The sequence below is a fragment of the Methylobacterium isbiliense genome (assembly GCF_022179325.1).
Lineage (GTDB): Bacteria > Pseudomonadota > Alphaproteobacteria > Rhizobiales > Beijerinckiaceae > Methylobacterium > Methylobacterium isbiliense.
Genome location: NZ_BPQQ01000018.1, coordinates 45,714 through 59,943, shown reverse-complemented (window position 1 = coordinate 59,943; position 14,230 = coordinate 45,714). Strand labels below are relative to the sequence as shown.

At 73.7% G+C, this 14,230-nt stretch carries 14 protein-coding genes; 8 read left to right on the top strand and 6 right to left on the bottom strand.

All coding sequences use genetic code 11. The features are described 5' to 3' along the window. Window positions 1–116 precede the first annotated feature (116 nt). Together MFF61_RS08320 and MFF61_RS08315 are read left to right on the top strand one after the other, a co-directional pair. A complete protein-coding gene (locus MFF61_RS08320; protein ID WP_238234622.1) occupies window positions 117–1,418 on the top strand; it encodes an MFS transporter in 1,302 nt (433 codons plus the stop codon). Between the two features lie 147 nt (window positions 1,419–1,565). Next, window positions 1,566–2,849, top strand: coding sequence for an arsenic transporter (locus MFF61_RS08315; RefSeq protein ID WP_238234621.1), 1,284 nt, complete (start codon window positions 1,566–1,568; stop codon window positions 2,847–2,849). 7 nt (window positions 2,850–2,856) lie between these two features. Here MFF61_RS08315 and MFF61_RS08310 read toward each other — a convergent pair whose 3' ends face one another. From MFF61_RS08310 to MFF61_RS08290, 5 genes are all read right to left on the bottom strand, one after another. Then, the gene (locus MFF61_RS08310; protein ID WP_238234620.1) at window positions 2,857–3,108 is read right to left on the bottom strand and encodes a hypothetical protein; all 252 of its coding nucleotides are present in this window, start codon (window positions 3,106–3,108) and stop codon (window positions 2,857–2,859) included. A gap of 103 nt (window positions 3,109–3,211) precedes the next feature. Next, window positions 3,212–3,454, bottom strand: a complete 243-nt coding sequence (locus MFF61_RS08305) for a hypothetical protein (RefSeq protein ID WP_238234619.1) — start codon at window positions 3,452–3,454, stop codon at window positions 3,212–3,214. A gap of 221 nt (window positions 3,455–3,675) precedes the next feature. Further along, window positions 3,676–5,172 (bottom strand): ATP-binding protein, encoded by a 1,497-nt coding sequence (locus MFF61_RS08300; protein ID WP_238234618.1) that lies wholly within the window; start codon window positions 5,170–5,172, stop codon window positions 3,676–3,678. Window positions 5,173–5,272: 100 nt separating this feature from the next. After that, a complete protein-coding gene (locus MFF61_RS08295) occupies window positions 5,273–5,962 on the bottom strand; it encodes a glutathione S-transferase family protein (protein ID WP_238234617.1) in 690 nt (229 codons plus the stop codon). A gap of 70 nt (window positions 5,963–6,032) precedes the next feature. Beyond that, window positions 6,033–7,706, bottom strand: a complete 1,674-nt coding sequence (locus tag MFF61_RS08290) for an L-lactate permease (protein WP_238234616.1) — start codon at window positions 7,704–7,706, stop codon at window positions 6,033–6,035. A 194-nt stretch (window positions 7,707–7,900) separates the two neighbouring features. On the opposite strand from MFF61_RS08290, the gene MFF61_RS08285 reads away from it, so the two are divergent. From MFF61_RS08285 to MFF61_RS08260, 6 genes are all read left to right on the top strand, one after another. Beyond that, complete coding sequence (locus MFF61_RS08285; RefSeq protein ID WP_238234615.1) at window positions 7,901–8,320, top strand: ribbon-helix-helix domain-containing protein; 420 nt, start codon at window positions 7,901–7,903, stop codon at window positions 8,318–8,320. 95 nt (window positions 8,321–8,415) lie between these two features. After that, window positions 8,416–9,603 carry an extracellular catalytic domain type 1 short-chain-length polyhydroxyalkanoate depolymerase gene (locus MFF61_RS08280; protein ID WP_238234614.1) on the top strand — a complete coding sequence of 396 codons (1,188 nt, stop codon included), beginning with the start codon at window positions 8,416–8,418 and terminating at the stop codon, window positions 9,601–9,603. Window positions 9,604–9,806: 203 nt separating this feature from the next. Further along, on the top strand, window positions 9,807–10,178 hold the full coding sequence (locus MFF61_RS08275) for a PepSY domain-containing protein (protein WP_238234613.1): 372 nt from the start codon (window positions 9,807–9,809) through the stop codon (window positions 10,176–10,178). Window positions 10,179–10,255: 77 nt separating this feature from the next. Further along, entirely contained in the window at window positions 10,256–10,933 is a 678-nt protein-coding gene (locus tag MFF61_RS08270; protein WP_238234612.1) for a response regulator transcription factor, read from the top strand. Further along, window positions 10,930–12,408: a sensor histidine kinase gene (locus MFF61_RS08265; protein WP_238234611.1), complete on the top strand. Its 1,479-nt coding sequence runs from the start codon at window positions 10,930–10,932 to the stop codon at window positions 12,406–12,408. The genes MFF61_RS08270 and MFF61_RS08265 overlap by 4 nt, the downstream gene beginning before the upstream one ends. Before the next feature lie 63 nt (window positions 12,409–12,471). Beyond that, a complete protein-coding gene (locus MFF61_RS08260) occupies window positions 12,472–12,690 on the top strand; it encodes a hypothetical protein (protein ID WP_238234610.1) in 219 nt (72 codons plus the stop codon). A gap of 243 nt (window positions 12,691–12,933) precedes the next feature. On the opposite strand, the gene MFF61_RS08255 is transcribed toward MFF61_RS08260, so the two are convergent. Further along, on the bottom strand, window positions 12,934–14,187 hold the full coding sequence (locus MFF61_RS08255) for an MFS transporter (RefSeq protein ID WP_238234609.1): 1,254 nt from the start codon (window positions 14,185–14,187) through the stop codon (window positions 12,934–12,936). Window positions 14,188–14,230: the final 43 nt, after the last annotated feature.

Below are 14,230 nucleotides of genomic sequence, written 5' to 3'. Positions count from 1 at the left end.
ACGCCTCACTCTGCGTCACCGCGTCGCAATCCCGGATGATCGTGGCACCGATCGCCGTAGCGGTCGTTCAGCAGACCGGACGGGATGGGCCCGTCGCTTCCGCAGAGAGAGCGAAGATGCCGCAGCCGGTTCCGGTCGCCGCCCCGCGCCAGCCCTCCGCCCGCGCCCTGCGGGGCCTCGACGCCCTGAACTTCACCCTCGCGGATGTCCGCGACGGGCTCGGTCCGTACCTCGCGATCTATCTGGTCGCCGTGCGCGGCCCCGACCAGGGCTGGAACGAGGCGACGGCCGGGCTCGTGATGACCATCGCGGGCCTCGCCGGCCTCGTGGCCCAGACCCCCGCGGGCGCCCTGATCGACCGCAGCCGCAACAAGCGGGCGATCGTCATCGCGGCGGCGCTGGCCGTAACCCTCTCCTGCCTGTCGCTGCCATTCCTGTCGGGCTTCGCCGCGGTGGCGGCGAGCCAGTCGCTCGCCGGCATCGCGGGCGCGATCTTCCCGCCCGCCCTCGCGGCCATCACCCTCGGGGTGGTCGGGCCGACCCTGTTCTCGAAGCGCATCGGCCGCAACGAGGGCTTCAACCACGCGGGCAATGCGGTGTCGGCAGGGCTGGCGGCGGGCCTCGCCGCGCTGTTCGGCCCGGTCGTGGTGTTCTGGCTGATGGGCCTGATGGCGGCGCTGTCGATCGGCGCGATGCTGCTGGTGCCGGCCCGCGAGATCGACGACGACCTCGCCCGCGGCCTCGACGGACAGCGGGCCGAGGACCACACCCAGCCCTCCGGCCTCGCGGTGCTGCTCCAGAACCGCACCCTGATGCTGTTCGCGCTGCTCGCGGCCGTGTTCCACTTCGCCAACGCGGCGATGCTCCCCTCCGTCGGGCAGCAGCTCGCCCACCTGATCGGCAAGGACTACGCGACCTCGCTGATCGCGATCTGCATCGTGGCGGCGCAATGCGTGATGGTGCCGGTGGCGCTGGTGGTCGGCGCCAGGGCGGATGCCTGGGGCCGCAAGCCGATCTTCCTCGCCGCCTTCGGGGTCCTGGCCGTGCGCGGGGTGCTCTACACATTCTCCGACAACCCGTTCTGGCTCGTCGGCGTGCAGCTCCTCGACGGCGTCGGCGCGGGCATCTACGGGGCGCTGTTTCCGATCGTGGTCGCCGACCTCACCCGCGGCACCGGGCGCTTCAACGTCAGCCAGGGCGCGATCGCCACGGCGCAGGGGCTCGGCGCGGCGCTCTCCGCCTCCTTCGCCGGCATGCTGATCGTCGGGGCCGGCTACGCCACGGCCTTCCTGGCCCTCGCCGCCATCGCGGCGGCCGGCTTCGTCCTCTACCTCGTCGCCATGCCGGAGACGCGGGACCGCGCCGGCGCCGCACCCGTCCGGGGCGGGGCGGCGCCGGTCGGGGTGCCGGCGGAATAGGCGCCGGCCGGGGTGCCGCCCGATCCCGGGCCGGTCGCGCGCCGCGGAGATGCCGTATAGAGCGCCGGAACCCTGGCACGGGCCTCGCGCCCCGCGCTCCCCTCACCGCTCGCGCCACCACCCAGCGACAGGACCCCCGACGCCGCCATGCCCGCCTTCCTGCCCTCCACGCCGGCCGCCATCGACGCCGCCACCTGGGGCATCGCCGGACTCGCGACGGCCGGGGTGATCGCCCGGCCGTTCCGCTGGCCGGAGGCCGTCTGGGCGGTGACGGGCGCGGCCCTCCTGGTGCTGCTCGGGCTGCTGACGCCCGACGCGGCACTCGCCGGCATCGCCCGCGGCACCGACGTCTACCTGTTCCTGATCGGCATGATGGTGCTGGCCGAACTCGCCCGGCAGGAAGGGCTGTTCGACTGGCTCGCCGCGCTCGCCACGCGCGCCGCCGCCGGCTCGGCGAACCGCCTGTTCCTCCTCGTCTACGCGGTCGGCATCCTCGTCACGGTCTTCCTGTCAAACGACGCGACGGCGGTGGTCCTGACGCCCGCGGTCTACGCCGCCTGCCGGGCGGCGCGGGTGCGCGATCCGCTGCCCTACCTGTTCGTGTGCGCGTTCATCGCCAACGCGGCCTCCTTCGTGCTGCCGATCTCGAATCCGGCCAACCTCGTCGTGTTCGGCCCGCAGCTGCCGCCGCTCGGCGCGTGGCTCGCCCGCTTCGCCCTGCCCTCGGCCCTGGCCATCCTGGCCACCTATCTGGGCCTGCGCCTCGTCTTCCGCCGCGAGCTGGCGGCCGAGACCGTCGCCGCCGCGGTCGAGCGCCCGCGGCTGTCGCTGGGCGGGCGCTTGGCCGGCCTCGGCATCGCGGTCGCGGCCGTGATCCTCGCGGGGGCCTCGGCCCTCGGGCACGACCTCGGCCTGCCGACCCTCGCGGCCGGGCTCGGGACCGCGGCGCTGATCCTCCTCGCCACCCGCAAGGGGCCGGGCGATCTGGTGCGCCACGTCTCGTGGAGCGTGCTGCCCCTCGTCGCCGGCCTGTTCGTGCTGGTAGAAGCGCTGGAGCGCACCGGCCTGATCCGGCTCCTGGCCGGGACGCTGCGCGACGCCGCCTCCGGCCACGCCACCGCCACGGCCTGGGGCGCAGGACTCGTCACGGCGCTGGCCTGCAACCTCCTCAACAACCTGCCGGCTGGGCTGATCGCCGGCAGCACCGTCCAGGCCGCCGGGGTGCCCGATGCCGTGACCGGGGCGGTGCTGATCGGGGTCGATCTCGGCCCGAACCTCTCGCTCACCGGCTCGCTCGCCACGATCCTGTGGCTCGCGGCGCTGCGGCGCGAGGGCGAGGAGGTGGGGGCGTGGCGCTTCCTGAAGGTCGGGCTGGCGGTGACGCCGCCCGCCCTCGTCCTGGCGATCGGCGCCCTCGTCGCCCTCGGCTGAGGCTCCCTCAGGGGCGGCGAAATCGGCCCGCGCCGGTCTCCGCCCCGTCGAGGCGCAGGAAGGCCGGGTCGACCAGCGGAGCGGGCAAGGCCCCGTCGGCGCTCAGCGCGTCCGCGATCGCGTCGGCCTCGTCCATCTCCAGACCGACCTGCAGCACGCCGTCGATGATGGCCGTCAGGCCGGTGCGCACGTCGTAGACGGTCCAGCCCCGACGATCGCGGCGGATGTCGTACCGGATCAGGTCTGCCTTCGCGTTCATCGTCGCCATCCTGTCGTTCGGCTGTCTGGAAGGGGGACATACCCCCCGGGATGACCTGCTCGCGTGCTGCCGCGCACACAGCTCCGCCGGCGCGCGGCCCTGCTCACCGGGGCGGCAGCGCCCCGCGGACGTAGCCGCGGGAGATCAGCCGCTCGCAGCGGCGCTCCTGCCGCTCGGCCTCGCGCAGGTCGGCGAGCGCATCGGCGATCACGCGATGCAGCGCTGCGGCCGCATCGCCGCCCGAGGCCCCCAGGTAGAGGGCGGCGATCGCCTCCACGGTCGAGGGCGCCGCCTCCGGGCCGGACGGCCTCGGGCCATCCGCCTCGGAATCATGGTTCGGGATCATGATCGCCGCCGGACCGGTGGCCGTGCCGGCGCATGGTGCCAGAACCCTGCGCCATCGCCGTCCGACTCACGTTTAGAACATAACAAGAACAAACCACGGACGGATGGATCGGTCAAGCTCGCGCGGGGCTGTGTGGATTGCGGGGATGCGCCGGACGAGCCGTGCCGGATCAACGCCAACGCGTTGATCCGTCGATTATTTCCCCAAGTGCGGCCGGGCGCTCACTCGGCGGCGAACAGGCCCGGCAGGGGCGCGCCCTGCGCCTTCGGATCGCCGGGTCCGGTCTCGCAGCCGAGCGCCGGCAGCGCGACGATGCGGTTGCCGCGGAAATCGGTGCGGCAGACCACGGCGCCCCGGCTCTCGACGAAGGCGAGGAGCCGGCGCGCCCGGCCGGGGGAGCGCGAGCCGATGGCGCGGGCGAGCGCGTCGTCGGAGGGACAGGGCGCGCCCTCCCGGGCCGCCCGGGCGAGCAGCAGGAACAGGCCCTGCACCTCCTCGGGCAGCCCGGCGCAGGCGGTGAGGACCGTGTCGGCCTGCGCGTCGGCCCCGTCGAGGCCGGCACGGGCCGCGGCGAGCCGCCGCCGGAAGGCGGGCAGGTCGAGGGGATCCGGGCCGAGCCGGCGCATCCGGCAGCGCACGAGGAAGTCCTGGTAGAGCACCGCCACGGTATGGTGGCCGGCATCCGGGTCGGCGGCGATCTCGCGCAGGATCGTGTCGAGGGCGGCCTCCCGCTCGGTCTCGCTCAAGGGGCTCGCCTCCTCGGCGGGCTCGGGCGCCGGGCGCGCCTGCGCGAGCTGCTGCAGGAGATCGGTGGGAGAGGGCCGCGGCGCCGCCGGGCGGGGGCTGGGCAGCCGCAGCGGCTCGTCGGCGGCCGGCGTCAGGATCAGGTCGCGCAGGTCCTCGGCGGCGGGCGCCGGCAGCGGCACGAGCCTGGGGCTGGTGGAGCGCGGCGAGGTCTCGACCGCGCCGATGCGCAGGGGCAGCGGGCGCTTCGACAGGGCGGGCCCCAGCGCCACGAACTGGCCGCGCTCCAGATCGCGAAAACTCTCGGCCTGGCGCCGGTCGAGGCCGAGCAGGTCGGCGGCGCGCGCCATGTCGATGTCGAGGAAGGTGCGCCCCATCAGGAAGTTCGACGCCTCGGCGGCGACGTTCTTGGCGAGCTTGGCGAGGCGCTGGGTGGCGATGACGCCCGCGAGCCCCCGCTTGCGGCCGCGGCACATCAGGTTGGTCATGGCGCCGAGCGAGGCCTTGCGGGCCTCGTCCGAGACCTCGCCGGCGGCGGCGGGGGCGAAGAGCTGCGCCTCGTCCACCACCACCAGCACCGGGTACCAGTGGTCGCGCTCGGCCTCGAACAGGCCGCCCAGGAACGCCGCGGCGGCGCGCATCTGCGCCTCGACGTCGAGGCTCTCCAGCGTCAGCACCACCGAGACCCGGTGGGCACGCACCCGCGCGGCGATGCGCTGGAGATCGGCTTCGCCGTGCGCGCCGTCCACCACCACGTGGCCGTAGCGGTCCGCCAGGGTGACGAAATCGCCCTCGGGGTCGATCACCACCTGCTGCACGTGGGCGGCGCTCTGCTCCAGCAGGCGCCGCAGCAGGTGCGACTTGCCCGATCCCGAATTGCCCTGGACGAGGAGGCGGGTGGCCAGCAGCTCCTCCAGGTCCAGCGATGCGGGCCCCTGCCCGGCCGCCACGCCCATCTCGACGCTGATCGTCATCTCGGCTCCGCGCTCACCCGGTCGGTCCGTCTAACACGGGAGGCGGCGGGGCGATCCGCGGGCGGCGGCCGGGTCCACAGGAGTCGCGGGGGGCGGGGCTTCAGGCCGCGACGAGCCCCCGCGAGCCCTCGCCGAGCCGCGCCAGCATGCGCTCGCGCCACGCCGCCACGGGGTCGTCGGGTTCGAGGAGCGGCCGCGCGCTCACGCTCCGCGCCCACAGGAAGGCGCCCATCACGATGTGGTCGGCGTAGAGCGGGCCGTCGCCGCCGAGGAAGGGCTGCGCGCGCAGGGTCGCGCGCAGGGGCGAGAGGGTGCGCCGGAAGGCGACGAGCTGCGCCTCCGGGTCCGGGCAGACCGCCTCCAGCGCCTTGCCGAAGCGCGCCTCGCGGGATTGCCGGAAATAGTCGCGGTCCTGCGGGGCGACGACGCCGTGGATGTCGGTGAGGAGGAGCGGCACCAGCGCCGGGTGCAGCACGCCGTCGGCCCAATGCCCGATGAAGCGGGCGAGCGCCTGCGCCTGCGGCCCGCCGAACAGGCTCGGGGCGTCCGGATAGGTCTCCTCCAGATAGGCGGCGATGACGGCGGAATCGGCGATGGTCCGCGCGCCGTCCACCAGCACCGGCACCTTGTCGCTCCCCGAGAAGGCGATCGCCTCCCTCTCGGTGAAGCGCCATGGCCGCCCCTCGAAGGGCAGGCCCTTGTGCTCCAGGGCGAGGCGGATGCGCCAGCAGAAGGGGGAGAAGCGCCGGTCCGGCTCGGCGCCGGCGAGTTCGTAGAGGAGTCGGGTCATCGCGGGTTCCGCAGGTGGGGGCCGGGGGCGCGCCGGCCCCGGGCCGTGCGCTCCGGTGCGGCGCGGGACGTCAGTGCAGCACCATGGCGGTGAACGGATACACGTAGGCCTGCAGCATCACGAGCCCGCCGACGAGGCAGGCCAGCACGATCGAGTGCCAGAACACGAAGCGCAGGATCCGGCTCTCCTGGCCGAAATAGCCGGTGGCCGTGGAGGCGACCACGATCGACTGCGCGTCGATCATCTTGCCCATCACGCCGCCCGAGGAGTTCGCCGAGGCCATGAGCACGCCCGACAGGCCGAGCTGCTCCGAGGTGATCCGCTGCAGCCCGCCGAACAGCACGTTCGAGGCCGTGTCCGAGCCTGTGAGCGCGACGCCGAGCCAGCCGAGCAGCGTGCCGAAGAACGGGTAGAGGATCCCGGTGCCCGCGAAGGCGAGGCCGAGCGTCGCGTCGACGCCCGCGTAGCGGGTGAGCACGCCGAGCGCCAGCATCGCCGCGATGGTGATGAGCGAGGTGCGCAGGACCCAGATCGTCTCGATGTAGGCCTTCGCCATCCGCACCGGCCCGAAGCCCATGATGAGACCTGAGATGATCGCCGCGAACAGCACGCCCGTGCCGGTGAACGACATGTAGGTGAACAGGAACACGGCCGGCTCGGGGTGGGGCTGGGCCACCACCGGCGGCACCTTCATGATGAGGTTGTGCAGCCCCTCCACTTCGTATCGCCACGTGAAGAGCGGGTTGACCAGGGCCTTGAACCAGCCGGTGCCCCAGATCGCCACGATCACCGACAGGATGATCCACGGCACCCAGGCCATCACGATCTCGCGCTGGGAGGCGTGGCGCTCGACCGCCGCGGAAGCGGCCGGGCGCGGGGGGGCGTAGGCCATCGAATCGTCGTGGGTGCGCAGGGCGGTCGAGGTCCAGGCCTGGGCGGGGTGCCAGACCTTCAGGAAGGCCACGAGCGCGCCCATCGAGATGAGCGAGGCGCCGATGTCGACGATCCACGGGTTGACGTAGTTCGAGATCAGGAACTGGGCGCCCGCGAAGGAGGCGCCGCAGACCAGGATCGCCGGCCAGACCTGCATCATGCCGCGGAAGCCCGCGAAGACGGCGATGAGCCAGAACGGCACCAGGATCGAGAAGAACGGCAGCTGGCGCCCGATCATCGCGCCGAGCACGTAGGGATCGTAGCCCGTGACGGAGGCGAGGCCCTGGATCGGCGCGCCGAGCGCCCCGTAGGCCACCGGCGCCGTATTGGCGATCAGCGACAGGCCCGAGGCCGCGAGCGGCGAGAAGCCGAGGCCGATCAGGATCGCCCCCGTCACGGCGACCGGGGTGCCGAAGCCCCCGGCTCCCTCGAAGAAGGCGCCGAACGCGAAGGCGACGAGGAGGAGCTGCAGCCGCCGGTCCGTGGTGATGCCGGCCACCGATTGCTGCAGGGTCGCGAACCAGCCCTTCTCGACGGTCAGCCGGTAGAGGAAGATCACGTTGAGGATGATCCAGCCGATCGGAAACAGCCCGGTGGCGACGCCGAGCGCGGTCGCCCGCAGGGCAAGGCCGGTGGGCATCCCGAACAGCACGGTCGCCACGAGGAGCGCGATCCCGAGCGAGATCACGGCCGCGATATGCGCCTTGACCTTGCCGCTGGCGATCAGCCCGAGGAGCGCCACGACCGGGACGGCGGCGGCCAGCGTCGACAGCCACGCGTTCCCGAACGGGTCGTAGACCTGATTCCACATCGGCGCCTCCTGCGTTCTGCCTCAGGCGGGGCGCTTAACAGAGGGATCCGGCGCACTCAACGCAGCCTTGCTGGCAACGCGCCGCTCACTCGGAACGCGAGCCGACCTGCGGCAGATTTTTTGCTGCACCGCACTTGCTGCACCTGCGAGAAGGCCCCATGTTCCATCCGACCGGATGGTGACGGGATGGTGCGATGAGCGGGAGCGTTCACGAGTTGCGGCCGCGGCCGGGCGACAGCGAGAAGATCACGATCAATCTCGGCTACGTCGACCTCGGCCATGTCGACCTCCTGGTGCGGGACGGCTTCTACGCCAACCGCACCGACTTCATCCGCACGGCGATCCGCAACCAGATCGACCGGCACGACGAGGCCACCCGGCGCTCGGTCGCCCGCAAGGCGGTCGAACTCGGGCTGCGCCACTTCGACCGGGCCGATCTCGAAGCGGCGCGCGACGCCGGCCAGCCGCTCCACATCCGGGTGCTCGGCCTCGCCACGATCGCCTCCGACGTCCCGCCCGACCTCGCGCGCGACGCCATCGCCTCCGTCGAGGTGCTGGGCGCGCTCCACGCGAGCCCGGCCGTGAAGGCCGCGCTCGCCGACCGGATCCGCTGAGGGTCCGGCCGCCGCCGACAATGCCGGCCGGGTCCCGCACCCGGCCCCCGTGACCTCCGCGACCGCCCGGCGGCCGCTTCGGAGAGAGATCCCTCATGCGCAATCTGCGTCTTCCCGGCATGGCCGAAGCCACCCGCCTCACTCGCGAGGGCCGCCTCGGCGAGGCGATGGCCCTGATCCAGCGGGCGGTGCGGGGCGGATCCGCGCCCGAGACTCACGCCGAGACTCGCGCCGAGTCCGGCACCCGCCCCGGACCCGTGCGCCTTCCCCCGCCCGAGGCCGCGCCGCCGGCCGACCCCGCACCGCCCTGGTTCAAACCTGCCGACTTCAAGCCTGCCGACCTGCAGGAGACCCTGCGCGAGGCCTTGCGGGAGGTGGGGCGCAAGGTCGGCCCCCTGTTCGAGGGCGTGACCGAACCGGCCCCGCGGCCGCGGCCCGACAGCGAGCCCGGCCGCTTCCTCGACCTCAGCTTCGCCAATGGCGAGGGGCAGCGCGCCTACAAGCTCTACGTGCCGAGCGGCTACGACGGCCGGCCGGTGCCGCTGGTGGTGATGCTGCACGGCTGCACCCAGAACCCGGACGATTTCGCCGCCGGCACCGGCATGAACGGCGTCGGCGAGGCCGAGACCTTCCTGGTCGCCTATCCGGCGCAGACGGCGGCGGCCAACCACGCCCGCTGCTGGAACTGGTTCGTCACCGCCGACCAGCGCCGCGACCAGGGCGAGGCCGCCCTCATCGCCGGCATCGCCCGCGCGGTGATGGCGGAGTACGCGGTGGATGCCTCCCGTGTCTACGTGGCGGGCCTGTCGGCCGGCGGGGCCGCGGCCGCGAACCTCGCGGCGGCCTATCCGGACCTCTTCGCCGCGGTCGGCATCCATTCAGGGCTCTGCGCCGGGGCCGCGCACGACCTGCCCTCGGCCCTGCGCGCCATGCGCCAGGGCGGCGAGGCCGGCGCTCCCCTGCGCGACCCGCTGCCGACCATCGTCTTCCACGGCGACCAGGACGGCACCGTGCACCCGCGCAACGGCGAGGCGATCATCGCGGCGACCGGGGCCACGCCCCTGCGCGAGGAGGCCGGCGTGTCGCCGGGCGGCCGGGCGTGGCGGCGCAGCATCCTGGCGGACGGGCGCGGCCGCCCGGCCCACGAGCATTGGGTGGTGGAAGGCAGCGGCCACGCGTGGTCGGGCGGCACGGCGGCGGGGAGCTACACCGATCCGCAGGGCCCCGACGCCGCGCGCGAGATGTGGCGGTTCTTCCGCGAGCATCCGAAGCCGCGGCGCTGACGCGGCCTCCGGGGCGGCCACGGGCCGCCCGCCTCACCACGCCGGGAGGGCCGGCGATGGCGGGCGGCTCAGATCGGCCCATCCGGCTCATCCGGGCTCGTCAAGCCCCGGCGCGGACACGAGGATGTGACGCGGCAGCGGCGGCGAAACCGGTCATCCTGCCATTCAGGCCGCATTCAGTGCCCCGGCCCGATGGTCGAGTCATGCGCCACGCCGCCCTCATCCTGCCTGTCGGAGCCGCCGCCCTCGCCGCGATGGGCTGGTACGCGCTCGCGCAGGAGGCGGCCGAGCCCGCCGCGGCGGTCCAGACCCAGTCGGTGCGGATCTCGCAGGCGGCCCAGACCTGCCTGTCGCCGGGCGACCTGCGCGAGGCGGTCGCCGAGAAGCGGGTGGTGGAGCCGGTGGCGGCGATCCGGGCGGCGCGCACGGCCGTGCCGCGGGCCGAGATCGTGCGGGCCAATCTCTGCCGCCGCGACGAGACGCTCGTCTACATGCTGACGGCCTTGCGCCGGGACGGGCAGTTCGTGCACGTGATGGTGGATGCCCGCTCCGGCCAGGTGGCCGGCCAGTGGTGAGGCGCCGGCCGGGGCCGGGGCCGGACCGGAACGCCCGCCGCCCGCGGCGGGCCGGCTTGTGAGGAACGAGGCTCGCCGTGCGTCTGCTCGTCGTCGAGGATGACCGGGATCTCAACCGGCAGGTGGTGACCGCCCTGGAGCAGGCCGGCTACGCGGTCGACAAGGCCTTCGACGGCGAGGAGGGGGCGTTCCTGGGCGAGACCGAGCCCTACGACTGCATCATCCTCGACATGGGCCTGCCGAAGGCGGACGGGGTGTCGGTGCTCTCGGGGTGGCGGCGCGCCCAGGTGAAGACGCCGGTCCTGATCCTCACCGCCCGCGACCGCTGGAGCGACAAGGTCAACGGCTTCGATGCGGGCGCCGACGACTACGTGACCAAGCCCTTCCACATGGAGGAGCTGCTCGCGCGGGTGCGCGCCATCCTGCGCCGGGCGGCCGGGCACGCGTCGAGCCAGATCAGCGCCGGCCCGGTCACCCTCGACACCCGCTCGGGGCGGGTGTTCGTGGACGGCAGCCCGGTCAAGCTCACCTCGCACGAGTACCGCCTGCTCTCGTACCTGATGCACCATACCGGCCGGGTGGTGTCGCGGGCGGAACTCACCGAGCACCTCTACGACCAGGACTTCGACCGCGACTCGAACACCATCGAGGTTTTCGTCGGGCGCCTGCGCAAGAAGCTCGCCGTCGACCTGATCCAGACCGTGCGCGGCCTCGGCTACCTGATCGATCCCGGCGCGGGCGCCGCCCCGCCATGAACGCGCCGGCCCGGGGCGTGGCCGGCAGCGTCGGCCCGGAGACGGAGGCGGCCGCGCCCGCCGCTCCTCCCCTGTGGCGCCCCTGGCGGCGGCGCTCGATCGCGGTCCGCCTCGCGGTTTCCTCGCTCCTGTCGAGCGCCCTGATCCTGCTCGCGGCCGGGCTGATCCTCTCGACGCTCTACCGCGAGACCACCGAGCGCGCCTTCGACAGCCGCCTGATCGTCTACGCCAACGACCTGGCCACCAACCTCGTCACGCCGGGCGAGCCGGACGCCCGCGCCTTCGGCAGCCTCGGCGACCCGCGCTTCGACCTGCCGCTCTCGGGCTGGTACTGGCAGGTCGGCCGCCCGAACGCCAAGCCGCGCGACCTGCGCACCTCGCGCTCCCTCGTCGGCGTGCCGCTCCCGCCGCCCGACCGCGCGGTCGGCGAGGCCGGGGCCGGGCAGCTGCGCAAGGGCTACGGCCGCGCCCAGGACGAGCGCCCCTTGCGCATCATCGAGCGAGCGGTGGATCTCGGCGAGGAGGGCCGCTACCTCGTGCGGGTGGCCGGCCCCTCGGACGAGATCGAGTCCGACATGCGCCGCTTCACCGTGGCGCTCACCACCACCTTCGCGCTCCTCGGCCTCTCGCTCGGGCTCGCGGCCTTCCTGCAGATCCGCTTCGGCCTCGCGCCGCTGATCAAGCTGCGGGCGGCGCTCGGCGCCATCCGGCGCGGGGAGGCGGACCACATCTCGGGCGAGTACCCGCGGGACATCGCGCCGCTCGCCGGCGAGGTGAACCTCCTGATCGAGACCAACCGCGAGATCCTGGAGCGCGCCCGCACCCAGGTCGGCAACCTCGCGCACGCGCTCAAGACGCCGCTCAGCATCATCGTCAACGAGGTGGGGGCGAGCGACGCGTCGAGCGATCTCGCGCTCAAGGTGCGCGAGCAGGCCGCGATCATGCGCGACCAGGTGAACTACCACCTCGACCGCGCCCGGGCGGCGGCGCTCGCGGGCGCGCTCGGCACCTTCACGGACGTGGAGCCGGTGGTCGCGGCGCTGACCCGCACCTTCGGCAAGATCTACCGCGACAAGGCGCTGACCTTCGAGACCGCCATCACCCCGGGCCTGCGCTTCCGCGGCGAGCGGCAGGATTTCGAGGAGATGATCGGCAACCTCGTCGACAACGCCTCCAAATGGGCGAGCGCGACGGTGGCGATCCGCGCCGAGGTGATCGGCCAGGGCGACTATCCCCACCTGATCGTCACCGTGGAGGATGACGGCCCGGGCCTGCCGCCGGAGGACCGGACGGCGGTGCTCAAGCGCGGCAAGCGCCTCGACGAGACCAAGCCCGGCTCCGGCCTCGGCCTCTCCATCGTCTCGGACCTCGCCACCCTCTACCGCGGCCGCCTGCGGCTGGAGGAGGCGAGCCTCGGCGGCCTGCGGGCGGTGGTGGAGATCCCCGGCGACGCGAGCCCGGCGGCGCAGCGGTGAGGCGCGGGGCCGCCCTGTCCGGACTCCCGTTTCCCGCAATCGCGTTCAAGGCATGATTGCGCCTTGACCGACCTCCTCGATCAGGCGGTGGCGACCGCGCGGAGCCTGTCTCCGGACATGCAGGACGAGATCGCGCGGCAGGTGCTGGCCTATGCCGGCGAGGTGCAGCCGATCTATCGCGTCACGCCGGATGAAGACGCGGAGCAGGACGAGGCCGACGCCGCTGAGGCGCGAGGCGACTGCGCGACCGAGGACGAGTTGCGGGCCATCTGGGCCAAGTGAGGCCTGTAGGTGTACGGCCTGTGAGGCTCCGCCTGACGCGGCCCGCCGCACGCCAGCTCGACGAGGCGCTCGCGTTCACTCGCGCAACACCATCCGCGAGGCGCCTGCCACGGGCAGCAGCGCATCCGGCGCATCGTGGCTCTGCCCTACCCGTACGCGATCACCGATCGCATCGGCGACGGGGAGATCATCATCCGCAGCGTGCGTCACACGGCAGGCCGGCCCCTGCCCTGACGAACGCGGCTACTCCGCCGCCGCGGGCCGTGCCTCGCGGCGCATCGCGGCCTCGGCGGCGAGCGAGACCGCCCAGACGGCGAGGCCCGCGAGCGCCAAGCCGGCGCCGACGAAGCCCGTGTCCGGCAGGGCGAGGCCGTGCGCCAGGGCGAGGCCGGCGAGCCAGGGGCCGAGCGCGTTGGCGGTGTTGAAGGCCGAGTGGTTGAGCGCCGCCGCCAGGGTCTGGGCGTCCTGGGCGACGTCCATCAGCCGGGTCTGCAGGATGGTGCCGAGCCCGCCGCCGCAGCCGATCAGGAACACCACCCCGCCGAGCGCCCACAGATTGCCCGCGGCGAAGGGATAGAGCGCGAGCGCGCCCGCGCTCCAGGCCAGGGTGAGGCCGGCCGCCGGCATCTGCGCCCGGTCGGCCGCCCAGGCGCAGACGAGGTTGCCGATCGTGAGCCCGACGCCGAACACGCCGAGGACCACCGGTACTGTCGCGGGGGCGGCCTGCGTGACGGTGAGCAGCGTCGAGGCGAGATAGGTGTAGACCGCGAACAGGCCGCCGAAGCCGACCGCCCCGGTCGCGAGCGTCAGCCAGACCTGGCCGCGCTTCAGGGCGCCGAGTTCCGTGAGCGCGCTCGCGCCCGGGGCCGGGCGACCGGCTGGCGCGAGGCGCCAGACCAAGGCCGCCGTCGCGAGCGCGAGCAGCGCCACGAGGCCGAAGCTCCAGCGCCAGCCGAGGGCTTGGCCGATGCCGTTGGCGAGGGGCACGCCCACCACGGTCGCCACCGTGAGGCCGGCCAGCACCCGGGCCACCGCCTGCGCCCGCCGCTCCTGCGGCACCAGCGAGGCGGCGACGAGGGCCGCGACGCCGAAATACGCCCCGTGCGGCAGGCCCGCCAGAACCCGGAAGGCGAGCATGACGGGATAGTTCGGCGCCAGCGCCGAGAGGCCGTTGCCCAGCGCGAAGAGCAGCATCAGGCCGACGAGCAGCGTGCGCCGCGCGAGCCGTGCGGCGAGCACGGCGATCACCGGCGCCCCCACGACGACGCCGAGCGCGTAGGCGCTGATGACGTGGCTGGCGGTCGGCGCGTCGATGCCGAGATCGGGCGCGAAATCCGGCAGCAGGCTCATCGTCGCGAACTCGGTCGTGCCGATGGCGAAGCCGCCCATCGCCAGCGCGAACAGGACGAGGGCCGGATGAGCGGCGCGGCGGGCGTCCTTCCGCCCGGGAGGCTCCTCCCGCCCGGGAGGCGGTGAGACGGTGATCGTGTCGGACATGGGCGGCCCAGGGAGGCGGGAGCACGGAGCCGGACCAACGTTG

Bases quoted from the DNA above. Each gene is read 5' to 3' on its own strand.
- MFF61_RS08320 (WP_238234622.1), top strand. From the start codon at position 117: ATGCCGCAGCCGGTTCCGGTCGCCGCCCCGCGCCAGCCCTCCGCCCGC.
- MFF61_RS08315 (WP_238234621.1), top strand. From the start codon at position 1,566: ATGCCCGCCTTCCTGCCCTCCACGCCGGCCGCCATCGACGCCGCCACC.
- MFF61_RS08310 (WP_238234620.1), bottom strand. From the start codon at position 3,108: ATGAACGCGAAGGCAGACCTGATCCGGTACGACATCCGCCGCGATCGT.
- MFF61_RS08305 (WP_238234619.1), bottom strand. From the start codon at position 3,454: ATGATCCCGAACCATGATTCCGAGGCGGATGGCCCGAGGCCGTCCGGC.
- MFF61_RS08300 (WP_238234618.1), bottom strand. From the start codon at position 5,172: ATGACGATCAGCGTCGAGATGGGCGTGGCGGCCGGGCAGGGGCCCGCA.
- MFF61_RS08295 (WP_238234617.1), bottom strand. From the start codon at position 5,962: ATGACCCGACTCCTCTACGAACTCGCCGGCGCCGAGCCGGACCGGCGC.
- MFF61_RS08290 (WP_238234616.1), bottom strand. From the start codon at position 7,706: ATGTGGAATCAGGTCTACGACCCGTTCGGGAACGCGTGGCTGTCGACG.
- MFF61_RS08285 (WP_238234615.1), top strand. From the start codon at position 7,901: ATGAGCGGGAGCGTTCACGAGTTGCGGCCGCGGCCGGGCGACAGCGAG.
- MFF61_RS08280 (WP_238234614.1), top strand. From the start codon at position 8,416: ATGCGCAATCTGCGTCTTCCCGGCATGGCCGAAGCCACCCGCCTCACT.
- MFF61_RS08275 (WP_238234613.1), top strand. From the start codon at position 9,807: ATGCGCCACGCCGCCCTCATCCTGCCTGTCGGAGCCGCCGCCCTCGCC.
- MFF61_RS08265 (WP_238234611.1), top strand. From the start codon at position 10,930: ATGAACGCGCCGGCCCGGGGCGTGGCCGGCAGCGTCGGCCCGGAGACG.
- MFF61_RS08255 (WP_238234609.1), bottom strand. From the start codon at position 14,187: ATGTCCGACACGATCACCGTCTCACCGCCTCCCGGGCGGGAGGAGCCT.